This is a genomic window from Streptomyces sp. B3I8, assembly GCF_030816915.1.
GTDB lineage: Bacteria > Actinomycetota > Actinomycetes > Streptomycetales > Streptomycetaceae > Streptomyces.
Genome location: NZ_JAUSYN010000002.1, coordinates 5,380,528 through 5,396,531, shown reverse-complemented (window position 1 = coordinate 5,396,531; position 16,004 = coordinate 5,380,528). Strand labels below are relative to the sequence as shown.

The 16,004-nt window shown below is 73.7% G+C and carries 13 protein-coding genes, 1 pseudogene and 1 riboswitch; of the genes and pseudogenes, 3 read left to right on the top strand and 11 right to left on the bottom strand.

Annotation, left to right across the window (positions count from 1 at the left end):
* Positions 1–372 precede the first annotated feature (372 nt).
* Positions 373–1,410 (top strand): septation protein SepH, encoded by a 1,038-nt coding sequence (gene sepH, locus QFZ64_RS26100; RefSeq protein WP_307069718.1) that lies wholly within the window; start codon positions 373–375, stop codon positions 1,408–1,410.
* A gap of 237 nt (positions 1,411–1,647) precedes the next feature.
* On the opposite strand, the gene QFZ64_RS26095 is transcribed toward sepH, so the two are convergent.
* Positions 1,648–2,517, bottom strand: a complete 870-nt coding sequence (locus QFZ64_RS26095; protein ID WP_307069716.1) for a sulfurtransferase — start codon at positions 2,515–2,517, stop codon at positions 1,648–1,650.
* Between the two features lie 320 nt (positions 2,518–2,837).
* Here QFZ64_RS26095 and QFZ64_RS26090 point away from each other — a divergent pair, with 320 nt between their 5' ends.
* Entirely contained in the window at positions 2,838–3,683 is an 846-nt protein-coding gene (locus QFZ64_RS26090; protein ID WP_307069714.1) for a VOC family protein, read from the top strand.
* A gap of 294 nt (positions 3,684–3,977) precedes the next feature.
* On the opposite strand, the gene QFZ64_RS26085 is transcribed toward QFZ64_RS26090, so the two are convergent.
* The 6 genes and pseudogenes from QFZ64_RS26085 to QFZ64_RS26065 all read right to left on the bottom strand — a co-directional run bounded on the left by QFZ64_RS26085 (position 3,978) and on the right by QFZ64_RS26065 (position 10,329).
* Positions 3,978–4,214 carry a hypothetical protein gene (locus QFZ64_RS26085; protein ID WP_373430667.1) on the bottom strand — a complete coding sequence of 79 codons (237 nt, stop codon included), beginning with the start codon at positions 4,212–4,214 and terminating at the stop codon, positions 3,978–3,980.
* A gap of 109 nt (positions 4,215–4,323) precedes the next feature.
* A pseudogene (locus QFZ64_RS35410) lies at positions 4,324–4,644 on the bottom strand (response regulator); the annotation flags it as partial.
* A 194-nt stretch (positions 4,645–4,838) separates the two neighbouring features.
* Positions 4,839–5,489: a thymidine kinase gene (locus tag QFZ64_RS26080; RefSeq protein ID WP_307069710.1), complete on the bottom strand. Its 651-nt coding sequence runs from the start codon at positions 5,487–5,489 to the stop codon at positions 4,839–4,841.
* Positions 5,490–5,562: 73 nt separating this feature from the next.
* The gene (locus QFZ64_RS26075) at positions 5,563–6,750 is read right to left on the bottom strand and encodes an alkaline phosphatase family protein (RefSeq protein WP_307069708.1); all 1,188 of its coding nucleotides are present in this window, start codon (positions 6,748–6,750) and stop codon (positions 5,563–5,565) included.
* Positions 6,750–7,346 carry a DUF5998 family protein gene (locus QFZ64_RS26070; protein WP_307069706.1) on the bottom strand — a complete coding sequence of 199 codons (597 nt, stop codon included), beginning with the start codon at positions 7,344–7,346 and terminating at the stop codon, positions 6,750–6,752. The genes QFZ64_RS26075 and QFZ64_RS26070 overlap by 1 nt, the downstream gene beginning before the upstream one ends.
* A 76-nt stretch (positions 7,347–7,422) precedes the next feature.
* Positions 7,423–10,329: a bifunctional GNAT family N-acetyltransferase/acetate--CoA ligase family protein gene (locus tag QFZ64_RS26065; protein WP_307069704.1), complete on the bottom strand. Its 2,907-nt coding sequence runs from the start codon at positions 10,327–10,329 to the stop codon at positions 7,423–7,425.
* Positions 10,330–10,558: 229 nt separating this feature from the next.
* Between QFZ64_RS26065 and QFZ64_RS26060 the strand changes: the two genes are divergently transcribed.
* Positions 10,559–10,840 (top strand): HPr family phosphocarrier protein, encoded by a 282-nt coding sequence (locus QFZ64_RS26060; RefSeq protein ID WP_307071869.1) that lies wholly within the window; start codon positions 10,559–10,561, stop codon positions 10,838–10,840.
* A 238-nt stretch (positions 10,841–11,078) separates the two neighbouring features.
* Here the strand turns inward: QFZ64_RS26060 and QFZ64_RS26055 are convergent, their stop codons facing one another.
* From QFZ64_RS26055 to QFZ64_RS26040, 4 genes are all read right to left on the bottom strand, one after another.
* A complete protein-coding gene (locus QFZ64_RS26055) occupies positions 11,079–11,765 on the bottom strand; it encodes a GntR family transcriptional regulator (RefSeq protein WP_307069702.1) in 687 nt (228 codons plus the stop codon).
* A gap of 227 nt (positions 11,766–11,992) precedes the next feature.
* Positions 11,993–12,751, bottom strand: a complete 759-nt coding sequence (locus QFZ64_RS26050) for a M23 family metallopeptidase (RefSeq protein WP_307069700.1) — start codon at positions 12,749–12,751, stop codon at positions 11,993–11,995.
* A 12-nt stretch (positions 12,752–12,763) separates the two neighbouring features.
* Positions 12,764–12,918, bottom strand: a riboswitch (cyclic di-AMP (ydaO/yuaA leader).
* Positions 12,919–13,151: 233 nt separating this feature from the next.
* Entirely contained in the window at positions 13,152–14,540 is a 1,389-nt protein-coding gene (locus QFZ64_RS26045; protein WP_307069697.1) for a pitrilysin family protein, read from the bottom strand.
* Entirely contained in the window at positions 14,537–15,913 is a 1,377-nt protein-coding gene (locus QFZ64_RS26040) for a pitrilysin family protein (RefSeq protein ID WP_307069695.1), read from the bottom strand. The genes QFZ64_RS26045 and QFZ64_RS26040 overlap by 4 nt, the downstream gene beginning before the upstream one ends.
* Between the last annotated feature and the right edge of the window lie 91 nt (positions 15,914–16,004).

Sequence of the window (16,004 nt, the reverse complement as noted above, 5' to 3'; positions counted from 1 at the left end):
CCTGGCTGCCGGACCGTCGGAGCGCCCGGCCGCCGGGCCCTCGGAGCACACCGTTCCCGAGAAGTCCGACGGCGTGGTGATCCACGAAGGTGGTCCGAATGGAGTACTGTTGCGAGCCCTGGGTCCCGGGTCCCATCAGGGTGTCCGGGACCGTGCTGGACCGCCGGGAGGGAGAGTGCGTTGCACAGAGTGACTGAGCTCGTCACTCAGCGTTGCGATCAGGTAACCGTGCCATAACGGCGTTTCAGGGCTCGCGCTCGACACGCCGGGCAACTCGGCAAGGTTGTGGCAGGCTGCACCCGGGCAGGCCACACTCGACTAGCGGAAGCAGCGACGCACGTGACGTCGGCAGGCACCACCCGGGAGGTCCCCATGCCCGAACTGCGTGTCGTGGCCGTCTCCAATGACGGCACACGGCTGGTGCTGAAGGCTGCGGACAGCACGGAGTACACGCTTGCGATCGACGAACGGCTCCGCGCCGCCGTGCGCGGCGACCGTCCCCGCCTCGGCCAGATCGAGATCGAGGTGGAGAGCCATCTCCGCCCCCGTGACATCCAGGCGCGTATAAGGGCCGGTGCCTCCGCGGAGGAGGTCGCCCAGCTCGCCGGCATCCCCGTCGACCGCGTACGGCGGTTCGAGGGTCCGGTACTGGCCGAGCGCGCTTTCATGGCGGAGCGGGCCCGCAAGACCCCCGTCCGCCGCCCCGGCGAGAACGCCGGCCCCCTGCTCGGCGAGGCCGTCCAGGAGCGGTTGATGCTGCGCGGCGCCGAGAAGGACACCATCCAGTGGGACTCCTGGCGCCGGGACGACGGCACGTGGGAGGTCCTGCTGGTCTACCGGGTCGCGGGCGAACCGCACTCGGCGAGCTGGACGTACGATCCGCCCCGCCGCCTCGTCCAGGCCGTCGACGAGGAGGCGCGCTCGCTGATCGGTGAGTCCGAGGACCTCGCGGCGCCCGAGCCGAGCTTCCCGTTCGTGCCGCGGATCGCCCGGCTGCCGCGCGACCGTCCGCTGGACCGCGCCCTGGACCGGCAGACGGACCGCCCCGTGCTGCCCGCGCAGATGGCCGAGCCCGCCGAGGAGAGCGCCGGCGAACGCGACTCGCTGACCAGCCTGTTGGAGGCGGTGCCGAGCTTCCGGGGCGACATGGTGGTCCCGGAGCCGCCCGCGGAGCCCGAGGACGAGCCCGCCGACGAACCGGCCGCGGAGGAGCCCCCGGCGCCCGCGGCCTCGGCCGGCTCGGCGTACGCGGACGTGCTGATGCCGCGCTCGGTGACCAGCCATCGCGACCGGCTGGTCGGCTCCACCGACCGGCAGGCCGAGGCCGACGGCGTCCGCCCGGGCCGCAGAGCGGCCGTGCCCAGCTGGGACGAGATCGTGTTCGGTACCCGCCGCAAGAAGCAGGACTAAGGGCTGTCCCGTAATCCCCGGCGGGAGCAGCGGGACCCGTTCCGGCCCCGACGAGGCGTCACCGACGGAGCAGTCACCGACGCCCGGTCAACCGAGCGCCGCGGTGGCCACGTTCGTGTGCGGGCCGATCCCGGCTGACCGCCCGGCAAGCCCCGGGTGACGGCACGTCAAGTACGAACGACGCGGGGCCCGTACCGCTTCCGGTACGGGCCCCGCGTATGCCGCCGCGTCCCCGGGTCACTGCGGGTCGGGGCCCACCGCCACCGGGCGGTCGGAGTCGGCGCTCCACTCCGACCAGGAACCCACGTACAGCGCGGCCGGGACGCCTGCCACGGCGAGCGCCAACACCTGGTGCGCGGCGGAGACGCCGGAGCCGCAGTACACGCCGACCTCCGTGTTCTCCGTGACGCCCAGCGCCTCGAAACGGTCGGCGAGTTCGGCGGCGGGCAGCAGCCTGCCGGAGGCGGTCGCGTTCTCCGTCGTCGGCGCCGACACCGCACCCGGGATGTGGCCGCCGACCGGGTCGATCGGCTCCACCTCGCCCCGGTACCGCTCCCCCGCCCGCGCGTCGAGCAGCAGTCCGGTCCGCGCCAGCGCCGCCGCCCCGTCCGCGTCGAGCAGCGGGAGCGCCCCGGGCCGCGGCCGGAAGTCGCCGGGCTCCGGTTCCTCGGCCCCGGTGACCAGCGGCCCGTCCCAGGCCGCGATGCCGCCGTCCAGGACGCGCACGTCCGGGTGGCCGGCCCAGCGCAACAGCCACCAGGCGCGCGCCGCCGCCCACCCCTGGCCGCCGTCGTACACGACCACGGGGCGCTCCGCGCGGACTCCGGCGGCGCGCATGGCCGCGCCGAAGTGCTCGACGTCGGGCAGCGGATGCCGGCCGGCCGGTCCGGGCGGCCCGGCGAGATCCGCGTCCAGGTCGACGTAGACGGCGCCCGGCAGGTGGCCCGCCGCGTGGGCGGCCCGGCCGTCGAACGGGGCCTGTCCGGACGCCGTGGCGGTGCTCAACTGCCAGCGGACGTCGAGCAGCACGGGCGCGGCGGAACCGGCCGACCGCTCCGGCGGCAGGTCGGCCAGCTCGGCGGCGGAGATGAGAGGCATGGCATTCATGGCCTCATCCTCCCGCATGAGGTGGCCACTTCGTCCCGTTCCGGCTACCCTTCCCGCCGAACGGTTCCGATCACCCCGCGTACGGGTTCGGACACCATCTGTACTGCCGAGTGTCATCGCGCGGCCATCGCCCGGCAACGGACGGGACACCGCACCCCGGAGGTCCCCCGCGGTGACGTGCCGACGACGGCGCGGCCCGTGCCGGGACGCGTCGGGGTCGGTGCGACCATCGGCACGAAGCGTGCACCGACGCGACCGCGACAGGCCGCACGCAGGCGAAGCGGACCGGCCACCGCCAAGGGGCCGAGAAGAGAGTGACCATGACCGAGGCAAGCCGGCCGGCCGACCCGAACGGCACCGCGCACGCCCGCCCCGCCCCCGGCACACCCTGCTGGGTGAGCCTGATGGCGCACGGTACGACCGCGACCCAGGACTTCTACCAGGAGCTGTTCGGCTGGGAGTTCCAACCCGGTGCCGGGCAACCCGGCCCGTACGTACGGGCGCTGCTCGACGGCCGCCAGGTGGCCGGCGTCGGGCACATGCCGCCCGACCAGGAGCTGCCGGTGGCCTGGACGCCGTACTTCGCCTCCGACGACGCCGACGCGACGGCGGAGACCGTGCGGCACTGCGGCGGCACGGTGGGCGTCGGCCCGCTGGACGCGGGCGCGGACGGCCGGATCGCCGTCGCCGTCGACCCGACGGGCGCGGTCTTCGGCATCTGGCAGCCGACGGCCCACTTCGGCGCGGAGCCGACGGGGGCGCCCGGCACCCCCGTCTGGAACGAACTCCTGACCTACGAGTCCACCGGCGTGACGAAGTTCTACCGCAACGTCTTCGGCTACGAGGACGACCCGACGGCGGACGCGTCGGAAGCGGCCGGCCCCTCCGGCCTCACCCACCACGACACCCTGGTCGACCAGGTACTCCTGCGCCGCCGCGGCCGTCCGGTCGCCGCCGTGCGCGGCGTGGGCCAGGCCCTCCCCCGCGACCGGGGCGCGCACTGGCTGACGTACTTCCGGGTGGCCGACGTCGACGCTGCGACGGCCCGGGTGACGACCCTGGGCGGCCGCGTCCTCACCCCGCCCCACGACACCCCGCACGGCAGGACCGCCACGGTCGCCGACCCGGAGGGCGCACGGTTGGCACTGCTGGAGCGGGCGGGCTGACAACCGGTCGCGCCGGGACAGGGGCCCGTAGCCCGTCCACAGCGCTCCGTTGGACGCCCGAGCGGCGGCCGGCCGGCCGCCGCAGCGGCACGTCCGACGCCCGTAGCGGCACCGGCCGGGCCGTCCGCCGGCCAGGAGGCGACGGGAACACCAGCGCCGGCACACGGACGTCCGGGTCCGACTCGGTGCCGTCCGAGCGGAGGAATGCCGACCAGCTCAGGGCGAACAGGGCCGACAGGGCGGCCGCCGCGCGGGACAGCCCGCACTCCACCGTGTACCGGTAGGACCCCGGCGTCAGGGGTCGGTCCCTTCCCCCGGGTCCGGGCGCGAGTCGATGTGTCCGTCGGTCACGGCCCGGTACACGAGCTGTCCGGTGCCTTCCACCTGTCCGGTGCCTTCCACCCGCTCGTCGGCCACCTTCGCGTAGGCCTCCGCCGCTCGCTTGCGGTGGGTGTGCAGGGTGTCCTCGGGGACGTTCATCCTGCGCGCGATGTCCGCGTAGGGCAGCCCCCGGGCTATCAGCTCCAGCACCTTCAACTGCTGGGGGACAGGCGCACTCTGCCCCGTCTGTCCGCCACGATCGAGTGGGCGAGGCGGCTGAGACATACACCTCGCCCGTGTCCGCGGTACGGATCGCCTCGACCAGTCGGCCCTGCGGGTCCTGCTTCAGCACCAGCCCCGACGCCCCTTCGTCGAGGGCCCGCCGCACCAGGGCGGGGCGCTGTTCGCCGGTGAAGACCAGCACGCGTGCTCCGGTGGCCCGCAGCCGACGGACGTTCGACGCGACGTCGCTGCCGTCGCGCAGCCGCAGGTCGAGCAGGACGACGGACGCCACGTCGTCGCCCGTGCCCGCTTCGAGCAGCGAGCCCACGTCCTCGGCCGTGGCCACGAGCCGGATGTCGGGCGCGTGGCGGGCGAAGTGAGCCGCGCTGCCGTCGAGGAGGATGGGGTGATCGTCCACGGCGTGACCCTGATCGACGGACCGTCGCCACTTCCCGTGTCCGAACCCATGTCCCCGCCCCGGCGTGCGTCAACGCATGGCCTCGGGTCAGGGGCGCGTGACGCTTGCCCGCATGCAGGGTAGGCGCGGCGCCACGCCTGCGTCGGGTGTTCCAGGAAGCTTCCCGAGCTTCGGGAGGGAGGACAGGGCGACGTTCAGGCCGGAGACACCGGCAGCACGTCCGGCGACAGTACCCCCGCCCGGGACGACGCGGCCGTCATGCGGCGGCGGTGGTGGCGGCGGCAGAGGACCTCGTAGCCGATCTCGTCGGGGGACTGGGCGACGTCGCCGACGACGACCTGGGCGCCCTCGACGACCATGACGCCGCCGACCGTGCGCGCGTTGTGCGTGGCGCGGGCGCCGCACCAGCACAGGGCCTCGACCTGGAGGACCTCGACCCGGTCGGCGAGTTCGACCAGGCGCTGGGAGCCGGGGAAGAGCTTGGAGCGGAAGTCGGTGGTGATGCCGAAGGCGTAGACGTCGATGTCGAGGTCGTCGACCACGCGGGCGAGCTGGTCGATCTGTTCGGGGGCGAGGAACTGGGCCTCGTCGGCGATGACGTAGTCGGCGCGGCCGCCCTGGGAGAGGTGTTCGACGAGGTACGCGTACAGGTCCCGGCCGTCCTCGACCTCGACCGCGTCGGTGACCAGCCCGAGGCGCGAGGACAGTTTGCCCTCGCCCGCGCGGTCGTCCCGCGTGAAGATCACGCCCTGCAGTCCGCGCGCCGAACGGTTGTGCTCGATCTGGAGGGCCAGCGTCGATTTCCCGCAGTCCATCGTTCCGGAGAAGAACACCAGCTCGGGCATGGGGGAACGGGCGCCTTTCGATGGGAGGTGCGAGGGGGGATGCGGTGGCAGGCGCGGCGGGCGTGCCACTGGGTCAGGAGCGTACTTCGAGCAGGGGGACCCACTGTTCGGCCGGGGTCATCGAACCGTGGTTGCCGGCCATCGCCGACTCCTTCGGTTCCCGTTCCGAGGCGATGAGCAGGACGTCGTCGTGTGCGGCGGCGATGACGTCGCCGAGGCGGGGGCGGACCCGTGCCTCGACCTCGGGGCCGAACCAGCCGGCCGCGATCGCCTCCTCGCGCGAGGCCACCCAGAACTGCTCGCCGAGCACCTCGCGCCAGCAGGCCAGGACGTCCTCCTGGGCGCCGGGCACCGCGTAGACGTGGCGGGCGCGGCCCTCGCCGCCGAGCAGGGCGACGCCGGCGCGCAGTTCCCAGTCCTCGTCGAAGTCGACGCGGTGCTCCTCGTCGAACGGGATGTCGACCATGCCGTGGTCGGCCGTGATGTACAGCGCGGTGCGCGGCGGGAGTTGCTCGGCCAGGCGCTGGACCAGGCGGTCGACGTACATCAGCCGGCCGCGCCAGGCCTCGGAGTCGATGCCGTAGCGGTGGCCGGCGCCGTCCACCTCGGAGTAGTACGTGTAGACGAGCGCGCGGTCGGCCGCGGCGAGCTGCTCGGCGGCCAGGTCCATGCGTTCCTCGCCGTGGAGCCGGCCGAGGAAGGTGCCGCCGCTGAGCGCGACCTTGGTCAGCGGGGTGTTCTCGAAGTTCGGCGCGGAGACCTGCGCCGCGTGCACACCCGCCGCGTGGGCGAGCTGGAAGACCGTGGGGTACGGCTGCCAGGCGGCGGGCGGCGCCCAGGGCTGCCAGCGGAGCTGGTTCATCAGCGCGCCGGTGTCCGGATTGCGCACCGTGTAGCCGGGCAGTCCGTGCGCGCCCGGGGGCAGGCCGGTGCCGACCGAGGCCAGGGAGGTGGCGGTGGTCGCCGGGTAGCCGGCGGTGAGCGGGCGTCCGGTGCCGCCGCGGGAGGTGCCGAGCAGGGAGGTCAGGAACGGGGCCTCGTCCGGGTGGGCCTTGAGCTGCTCCCAGCCGAGGCCGTCGATGAGGAAGACGCAGGCGCGGTCGGCGGGGGTCAGCTCGGTGATCGCCGCCGTCGTGCCGGGTACGCCCATGCCGGCGGCCAGGGTGGGCAGCAGATCGGCGAGCGAGCCCGAGCCGTACTCGGGGACGGGCGCGGTGCTCAGGGCGAGCGGTTCGGGGTGGTCCCAGGCGGGCAGTGCCATTATCGGGTCGGGTCCGCGGTCGCCTCGGAGAGGGACTGCGCGAAGGCGAGCGCCTGCGCCACCGTCTCCGGGCCGTCCCCGGCCTCGCTCACGCGCAGGCTCAGGTCGTCGGCGGTCGAGCTGCCGGTGTAGCCGTGGTCGGCCTCGCAGTTGGGGTCGCCGCAGGCGGCGGGCTCCAGGTCGATGCGGGAGACGGCACCCCAGCCGATGGTGAGCACGACCTCGCGGGGCGGGGTGCCCGGCTTGTACGACTCGGGGTTGGCGACGACGCGGCTGACCACGACGGACGAGATCCGGTCGATCTTCACGGACTCCGTGGAGGTGGTGGCGTACGGCGTCGGGGAGGTGTCGTCGGCGGCCTGCTCGTCGGTGTGACTGACGATGAAGCGGTTGCCGGTGAGGACAAGCACCGTGACGTGCCGGCGGACCTCGTTCTGGTCGAACGTCGTCTCCTGGTGGACCAGGTACGACCGGATGGGCTCGCCGCCCACGGCGGCCTCCACCGCCTCGGCCACGAGGGCCGGGTAGTAGCCGCTGCGCTCGATCGCCGTTCGCAGCCCCTGGGTCGTCGTACTGGTCTTGGCCATGACGTCCATCCTACGGGGGCCCGCCCACTGCGAAGCACCGCTCGTCGGTCCGCTTCGACGGGCGGTGGGGCCTCGGCCTGCCGGTTCAGTACACCGGCAGGGTGCGGGGGCCGAGGTCGTCGCGGGCGGGCGGGGGTGCGAGGCGGACGGTGGCACCGAGCACGGCGGCACCGTGCGGGGCGACCACGACCGGTTCGAGAGCGACGGCGACCACCTCGGGGTGGTCGTCGACCAGGCGGGACAGGCGCAGCATGAGCTCCTCCAGCGCCGGGGTGTCCACCGGGGCCGAGCCGCGCCAGCCGAACAGGAGCGGTGCGGTGCGGATCGCACGGACGAGCGAGGAGGCGTCCCGGTCGGTGACCGGGACCAGCCGGTGCGCGGTGTCGCCGAGGAGTTGGGAGGCGGCCCCGGCGAGCCCGAAGGAGAGTACGGCCCCGGCCGCCGGGTCCAGCACCGCCCGTACGACGGTGTCGACGCCGCGCGGTGCCATGCCCTGCACTACGGGGCGCAGTTCCCCGGGGCCGCCGAACAGTTCGGTCAGTTCCGTGTACGCGTGGCGCAGCTGGGCCTCGTCGGCGAGGTCGAGGCGGACGCCGCCGAGGTCGGCGCGGTGGCGCAGGTGCGGGGCGGTGGCCTTGAGGGCTACGGGGTAGCCGAGGGTCCGGGCGGCCTCGGCGGCGGCATCGGGGGTGGGGGCGGGCAGCGCGCGGTGCACATGGATGCCGTAGGCGGCGAGCAGGTCGCAGGTGCGGTCGGGGTCGAGGGTGCGTCCCTGGCCGTCGCTGAGCAGCCGGGTGATGAGCCGGGCGGCGCCCTTCTCGTCGATGTCGTCGTACTCGGGCACCCGTCCCGGCTCGGCCGACTCCCGCCGCCACTGGGCGTACCGCACGGCCTCGGCGAGCGCCCGCACGGCCCGCTCGGCGGCGGGATAGGCGGGGATGAGCCGGGAGCCTGCGAGGGGTGCGGGGACGCCGGGGGGCGCGGAGGCGGTGCGGGGACCGGAGGCGGTGGGGGGCTCGGAGACGGTGTGAGGAGCGTGGGCGGTGCGGGACGGTTGCGGGCCCGTGCCGGCCGCCGCCGAGAGGGCCTCCGCCAGGCCGCCCAGTTCCACGTGCACGACGAGGACCGGCTTCGCGGGTGCCTCGCCCGTGGCGGAGCGGAGCGCCTCGGCCAGTGCGGCGTCCGCCGACGCGCCCTCCCCCACCGCGGGGATGGCCGTGACGACCACCGCGTCGCACGCGGGATCGGCCAGCGCGCGGGACAGGGCGGCGTGGAAGTCCGCCGCGCTCGCGCCCGTCGTCAGGTCGAGCGGCGGCAGCGGGCGCAGCCCCTCGGCCAGGCACGCGTCGTAGGTCAGCAGCCCCAGGGACTCGGAGTTGCCGAGGATGGCCACCCGGGGGCCCGCCGGAAGCGGCTGCCGGGCGAGCAGCAGCCCGGCGTCGACCAGTTCGGTGATGGTGTCGACCCGGATGACGCCCGCCTGCCGCAGCAGCGCGGACACCGTGGCGTGCGGCAGCCGGGTGCTCCGCACCGCGTGCCCGGTGGGGGTGCCGCCGTGCCGGGCGCCCTGGACCACCACCAGGGGCTTGACGGCGGCGGTGCGCCGGGCGAGCCGGGTGAACTTGCGGGGGTTGCCGATGGTCTCCAGGTACATGAGGGCGACGTCGGTGTCCGGGTCGTCGTACCAGTACTGGAGCACGTCGTTGCCCGAGACGTCGGCGCGGTTGCCTGCGGAGACGAACGTCGAGACACCGGAGACACCTGTCGCATCCGACGGGTTCGAGGTATTCGGCGCACTCGGCGCACTCGACCCGCCCGTCACCCCGGTGACCCCACCGCCGCGGCGGTGCAGCCGGGCGAGCAGGGCGATGCCGATGGCGCCGGACTGGGCGAACATGCCGATCCGGCCGGGGCGCGGCATCTCGGGTGCGAGGGAGGCGTTGAGGCGGACCCCGGGCGAGGTGTTGACGATGCCGAAGGCGTTGGGGCCGACGATGCGCATGCCGTACGTGCGTGCCTGGCGCACCAGCGCGCGCTGCCGTTCGCGCCCCTCGGGGCCGCTCTCGGCGTACCCGGCGGAGAGGACGACCAGGCCCTGCACGCCGTGCTCGCCGCACTCGGCGACCACCTCGGGGACCCGCTCGGCGGAGACGGCGACGACGGCGAGGTCGACCGGTCCGTCGATCTCGCGCACGGAGCGGTGCGCGGGGACTCCGTCGATGTCCTTCAGGTCGCCGGCGAAGGCCGTGTTGACCGCGTGCAGCCGGCCGGTGAAACCGGCGTTCCTGAGGTTGTCGAGCACGCTGCGGCCCACTCCGCCGGGCGCCCGGCCGACGCCGACGACCGCGACGGAGCCGGGCGCGAGCAGCCGGTGCACGGAGCGTGCCTCGGCGCGCTGCTCCCGGGCGCGCTGCACGGCCAGCGAGCGGTCGGTCGGCTCCAGGTCGAACTCCAGCCGGACGACGCCGTCCTCGAAGCTGCGCTTCTGGGTGTATCCGGCGTCCGTGAACACCTTGATCATGCGGCTGTTGGCGGGCAGCACCTCGGCGGCGAAGCGGCGGATGCCGCGCTCGCGGGCGACCGCGGCGATGTGCTCCAGGAGGGCGGAGGCGACGCCCCGGCCCTGGTGCGCGTCCTGCACCAGGAAGGCGACTTCGGCCTCGTCGGCCGGGCCGGTGGCGGGCCGGCCGTCGGCGTCGATGCGGTCGTACCGCACGGTGGCGATGAACTCGCCGCCGACCGTGGCCGCGAGCCCCACCCGGTCCACGAAGTCGTGGTGGGTGAAGCGGTGGACGTCCTTGGCGGACAGCCGCGGGTACGGCGCGAAGAAGCGGTAGTACTTCGACTCGTCGGACACCTGTTCGTAGAAGCTGATCAGGTGCTCGGCGTCGTCGACCGTGATGGGCCGGATCCGCGCGGTGCCGCCGTCGCGCAGCACCACGTCGGCCTCCCAGTGGGCGGGGTACGCGTGCCGGTCCGACGGGATCTGCATGGGCCCCAGCGTACGGCGAGGGTCCGACATCGGCGTGCGGCCGGATCCGATCACCGAGTCGGCCACCGAGACGATCGGCACGCCGACCACTGAAGCGGCCACGGAGGCGACAACCGAACGGGCCACCGAGCCGACGGCCGAACCGGCCACCGGGCCGGCCTCCCGCCCGGGACCGGCGTTGTGGAACACTGGTCTAGACAACCTGGCACACCTGAAGGGCAGCATCACCATGGCTGAGCGCCGCGTCAACATCGGCTGGGCCGAGGGCCTCCACGCCCGCCCCGCCTCCATCTTCGTCCGGGCCGCCACGGCCTCCGGCGTTCCCGTGACGATCGCCAAGGCGGGCGCCGCCCCCGTCAACGCCGGCTCGATGCTGGCCGTGCTCGGCCTGGGCGTCCAGGGCGGCGAGGAGGTCGTCCTCGCCTCCGACGCCGAGGGCGCGGACGCGGCCCTCGACCGCCTGGCCAAGCTCGTCGCCGACGGCCTCGAGGAACTGCCCGAGACGGTCTGAACCGGCGGTTCGGGTCTGCGGGAAGCGGGCCGGTGACTCAGGGGCGCCCGTACGGCCACGGGCGGTACGGGCACCCCTGAGCACGCGTTCGTACGGCGACCGACAGCCGGTATGCGTGTCGGTACTCGTTTTCCGCTCCGGGTTCCGCGAATTCAGCGGCCACGCGAACAGGGGGCGGCAATTCGATTCCCCGGCCGCGCCCCCCGCATTATCTCTTTGTACTTGTACGCCGCCCCTGTTAATTTCGTGGGCCCGTGATGTTTACGGCTTGTTGCGAAGTGCTCACGGCGGTGACCGGTCCGGCGGGGCGGAGGCGGTGCGTCGCGGCCGACCGCTCGGTGTGCAGGGCGGTGAGGGTGCGGGCGCGTTCGCCGTCGCCGCGGGCGATCGCGTCGACGACGGCGCCGTGTTCCGCCCAGTCCGTCAGCGGGTCCGCCGGCTCCCCCGTGACGTACATCCACGCGATCTTGTGCCGCAGCTGGGCCAGCGTGGTGCTCAGCGCAGGGCTCCCGGCGGCCTGGGCGAGCGTGTCGTGGAACCAGCCGTCCAGGGAGCGCAGGTCGTCGCTGTTGCCCCGGCCCGCCCGCTCCCTGCCCAGCCTGACCAGGCCACGCAGCACCTTCAGATGCGCCTCGGTGCGCCGCCGGGCGGCCCTGGCGGCACCGAGCGGCTCCAGCAGGACGTGCATGTCCAGCAGATCGGCGGCCTCCTGCGCGCCGGGTTCGGCCACGCACGCGCCCGCGTGCCGGCGGGTGACGACGAACCCCTCGGCCTCCAGCGTGCGCAGCGCCTCGCGCACGGGGACGCGGGAGACGCCGTAGCGCCGGGCGAGCACCTCCTCGGTGAGCCGGCTGCCGCGCGCGTGGACACCGGCGACGATGTCCTCGCGGATCGCCGTGCATACCGAGTGCGCCGGAATACGCATGTCCGACCTCCGCCTGATTCCCGTGCAAACACCGTCGGCCGGCGCATTGCTCGACCGACTCTATTGCAGGCGAGGGGAATTTCCGACGGCGAGATACCGCTCATGGTTATTTTTTGGCCAGCGGCGGAACAAAACCGGAACGGCCCCGGCTTCGGTGAGCCGGGGCCGTCACGTGCGGGCGAGCGGGAAGGCGGGCAGGCAAGTGGAGCGGGACGTGTACGTGTACGTCAGACGTTGACACCGTGGCCGCGCAGGTACGCCACCGGGTCGATGTCCGAGCCGTACTCCGGGCTCGTACGGGCCTCGAAGTGCAGGTGCGGGCCGGTGACGTTGCCGGTCGCGCCGGACAGGCCGATCTGCTGTCCGGCGGTGACCTGCTGGCCCACCGTGACGCCGATGGACGACAGGTGGCCGTACTGGGTGAAGGTGCCGTCGTTCATCTTGATGACGATCTGGTTGCCGTACGCCCCGCCCCAGCCCGTCTCCACGACGGTGCCGACGCCGACGGCGTGCACGGAGGTGCCGGTGGCGGCGTGGAAGTCGATGCCGGTGTGGCTGCCGGAGGACCACAGGGAGCTGCTGGCCTGGTAGCCGGTGGAGACGTAGGAGCCCGCGATCGGCGCGACGAACGTGTTGAGCCGCTTGCGCTCGGCCTCGCGGGCGGCGCGCTCCTTGGCCTCGTGCGCCCGCTTCGCCTGCTCGGCGGCCTCCTTGCGCGCGGCCTCCTCGGCCTCCTTGCGTGCGGCGGCCTTCTCCTGGGCCAGGGCCTGGGCGTCGATCCGCGCGGCGACGCTCTCGCCGATACCGGCGGCCTTCAGGAGTCCGGTCTGCCCGACCGAGGCGGGCGGTTCGGCGGCGAACGCGGGGGCGGCCAGGGTGCCGACGACGCCGGTGGTCGCGAGTGCCGCGACGCCCACGGCGCCGGTCGTCGTGCGCTTCGAGCGATCGGCGCGGCGGTGCTTCCCGGGGGCGCGGGTGAACGCCATGTAGGGGGTCGTCCTTTCCTTCCCTCTCGCCTACCGGGTTAGCTGACGGGTTCGGAGCAGGAAGGTCTCCTACGGACACCCTTCATGGGGGTGTCCGATTCACCCCAGGGACATGGGTCCCCGGCTCCCCTGGCTCGCGCCGTACGGGGACTCGGCGATGGCTGCCCGCTGCCGCGGATGCGGCGCGCTGCCTGACGGACAGCCGGGAAGACGCTAAGCGGACGCCGTTTCAGCGGGCAAACGAGGTCACGTTTTTGTTGCGTATCCCACACGTGCGAAGCGCCATCTCCCATGGCAATACGGACGAATTCGAGCCCGCGGGTGGGCACCTGCGGGTGAACGGAGGCCCCGGTGACATGACACGTCACCGGGGCCTCCCCCACCTCACGCGCGGCGCGGGCTACTCGGCGGCCACCACGGTGACCTCGCCGATGCCCAGCGCCCGTACGGGCTCCGCGATCCGCGCGGCGTCGCCCACCAGGACCGTCACCAGGCGGTCGGGCGGGAAGGCGTTGACGACGGCGGCCGTCGCCTCCACCGTGCCGGTGGCGGCGAGCTGCTGATAGAGCGTCGCCTGGTAGTCGTCGGGCAGGTGCTGCTCCACCTGGTCGGCGAGCGAGCTCGCGACGGCGGCCGCGGTCTCGAACTTCAGCGGGGCGACGCCCACCAGGTTCTGCACGGCGACATCGCGCTCGGCGTCGGTCAGGCCCTCGGCGGCGAGGGTGCGCAGCACCTTCCACAGGTCGTCGAGCGCGGGACCGGTGTTCGGCGTGTCGACGGAGCCGCTGATGGCGAGCATCGCGGCACCGCTTCCGTCGGGTGCGGAGCGCAACACCTGGGCGAACGCGCGCACTCCGTAGGTGTAGCCCTTCTCCTCGCGCAGCACACGGTCCAGCCGCGAGGTGAGGGTGCCGCCGAGGCAGTACGTGCCGAGCACCTGGGCGGGCCACACCCGGTCGTGCCGGTCGGCCCCGACGCGGCCGATGAGGAGCTGCGTCTGGACGGCTCCGGGGCGGTCCACGACGATCACGCGGCCGGTGTCGTCGGCCGTCACCGAGGGCACCGGGCGCGGCTGTCCGGGCGCCCCGGTCCACGCGCCGAGCGTGTCCGCGAGGAGCGCGTCCAGGTCGACGCCGGTGAGGTCGCCGACGACGACCGCGGTGGCCGTGGCGGGCCGTACGTGCCGCTCGTAGAAGGCGCGTACGGCGGCGGAGTCGATGGCCGCGACGCTCTCCTCGGTGCCCTGACGGGGCCGGGACATGCGGGAGTCCGCAGGGAAGAGCTGCCGGGACAGCTCCTTCGCGGCGCGCCGGGCCGGGTTGGCGGTCTCGTGCGGGATCTCGTCGAGCCGGTTGCGCACCAGGCGCTCGATCTCGCCGTCGTCGAACGCGGGGGCGCGCAGCGCGTCGGCGAGCAGACCGAGCGCCTTGGCGAGCCGCGAGACGGGCACCTCCAGGGAGAGCCGTACGCCGGGGTGGTCGGCGTGCGCGTCGAGAGTGGCGCCGCAGCGCTCCAGCTCGGCGGCGAAGTCCTCGGCGGAGTGCTTGTCGGTGCCCTCGGAGAAGGCGCGCGCCATGAGGGTGGCGACGCCCTCCTGCCCTTGCGGCTCGGCCTCCAGGGGCGCGTCGAGGAGCACCTCGACGGCGACGACCTGCTGGCCCGGGCGGTGGCAGCGCAGCAGCGTCAGGCCGTTGTCCAGGGTGCCGCGTTCGGGCGCGGGGAACGCCCAGGGCTTGGCCTCGCCGGCCGAGGGCTGCGGGTGGAATTCCATGGTCGCGAGCTCGGTCACTTCGCCGACTCCTCGTTCTCGTCGGTGACTTCGGCGGCTTCTGTGCCTTCGGGCTCCTCGGAGTCCGTCGGCGCGACCGGCTCGTAGACGAGCACCGCGCGGTTGTCGGGCCGCAGCCGGGCCCGGGCGATGTCGCGGACCTCCTCGGGGGTGACCTCCAGAACGCGCCGGACGGCGGTCAGGGCGAGCTGCGGGTCGCCGAACAGGACGGCGTACCGGCACAGTTCGTCGGCGCGGCCGGCGACCGTGCCGAGCCGGTCCAGCCACTCGCGCTCCAGCTGCGCCTGGGCGCGCTCCATCTCCTCGGCCGTCGGGCCCTCCTCGGCGAACCGGGCGAGCTCCTCGTCGACGGCCGCCTCGATGACGGGCACCTCGACGTCGCCGGAGGTCTTCACGTCCAGCCAGCCCAGCGAGGGCGCCCCGGCCAGCCGGAGCAGACCGAAGCCGGCGGCGACGGCGGTGCGGTCGCGGCGGACCAGGCGGTTGTAGAGCCGGGAGGACTCGCCGCCGCCGAGCACGGTCAGGGCCAGGTCGGCGGCGTCCGCCGCGCGCGTGCCGTCCTCCGGGAGGCGGTAGGCGGCCATCAGCGCACGCGCGGGGACCTCCTCCTCGACGACCTCGCGGAGCTGCTCCCCGATGACGTCGGGCAGCGAACCGTCGCGCGGGGCGGGCTTGCCGTCGTGCGAGGCGATGGAGCCGAAGTACTTCTCGACCCAGGCGAGCGTCTGCTCCGGATCGATGTCGCCGACGATCGACAGGACGGCGTTGTTCGGCGCGTAGTACGTCCGGAAGAACGCGCGGGCGTCCTCCAGAGTGGCCGCGTCCAGGTCCGCCATGGAGCCGATCGGGGTGTGGTGGTAGGGGTGGCCCTCGGGGTAGGCGAGCGCGGTCAGCTTCTCGAACGCGGTGCCGTAGGGGACGTTGTCGTAGCGCTGGCGGCGCTCGTTCTTGACGACGTCGCGCTGGTTCTCCATGGACTCCTCGTCCAGGGCGGCCAGCAGGGAGCCCATGCGGTCGGCCTCCAGCCAGAGGGCGAGCTCCAACTGGTGGGCGGGCATGGTCTCGAAGTAGTTGGTGCGTTCGAAGCTCGTGGTGCCGTTGAGGGAGCCGCCGGCGCCCTGCACCAGTTCGAAGTGGCCGTTGCCCTTCACCTGGCCGGAGCCCTGGAACATCAGGTGCTCGAAGAGGTGGGCCAGTCCGGTGCGCCCCTCGACCTCGTGTCGCGAGCCGACGTCGTACCAGAGGCACACCGCCGCGACCGGGGTCAGGTGGTCCTCGGAGAGCACCACGCGCAGACCGTTGGCCAAACGGTGCTCGGTCGCTGTCAGGCCGCCGGAGCCTGCCTCGGCGGTGGCCGTGTGACCCATGGGCATGTACGTCCCTTCACCTACGAGAAGCGGCTGTGACCAACCGCGGAGTTCCTGCCAATCCTGCCACTGTATGCGCCCTCCCAAGGGGCGCGGG

Coding starts and splice junctions, on each gene's coding strand:
- QFZ64_RS26095 (WP_307069716.1), bottom strand. CDS start 2,517: ATGAATGCCATGCCTCTCATCTCCGCCGCCGAGCTGGCCGACCTGCCG.
- QFZ64_RS26050 (WP_307069700.1), bottom strand. CDS start 12,751: ATGGCGTTCACCCGCGCCCCCGGGAAGCACCGCCGCGCCGATCGCTCG.
- QFZ64_RS26075 (WP_307069708.1), bottom strand. CDS start 6,750: ATGGCACTGCCCGCCTGGGACCACCCCGAACCGCTCGCCCTGAGCACC.
- sepH (WP_307069718.1), top strand. CDS start 373: ATGCCCGAACTGCGTGTCGTGGCCGTCTCCAATGACGGCACACGGCTG.
- QFZ64_RS26055 (WP_307069702.1), bottom strand. CDS start 11,765: ATGCGTATTCCGGCGCACTCGGTATGCACGGCGATCCGCGAGGACATC.
- QFZ64_RS26040 (WP_307069695.1), bottom strand. CDS start 15,913: ATGCCCATGGGTCACACGGCCACCGCCGAGGCAGGCTCCGGCGGCCTG.
- QFZ64_RS26080 (WP_307069710.1), bottom strand. CDS start 5,489: ATGCCCGAGCTGGTGTTCTTCTCCGGAACGATGGACTGCGGGAAATCG.
- QFZ64_RS26060 (WP_307071869.1), top strand. CDS start 10,559: ATGGCTGAGCGCCGCGTCAACATCGGCTGGGCCGAGGGCCTCCACGCC.
- QFZ64_RS26090 (WP_307069714.1), top strand. CDS start 2,838: ATGACCGAGGCAAGCCGGCCGGCCGACCCGAACGGCACCGCGCACGCC.
- QFZ64_RS26065 (WP_307069704.1), bottom strand. CDS start 10,329: ATGCAGATCCCGTCGGACCGGCACGCGTACCCCGCCCACTGGGAGGCC.
- QFZ64_RS26070 (WP_307069706.1), bottom strand. CDS start 7,346: ATGGACGTCATGGCCAAGACCAGTACGACGACCCAGGGGCTGCGAACG.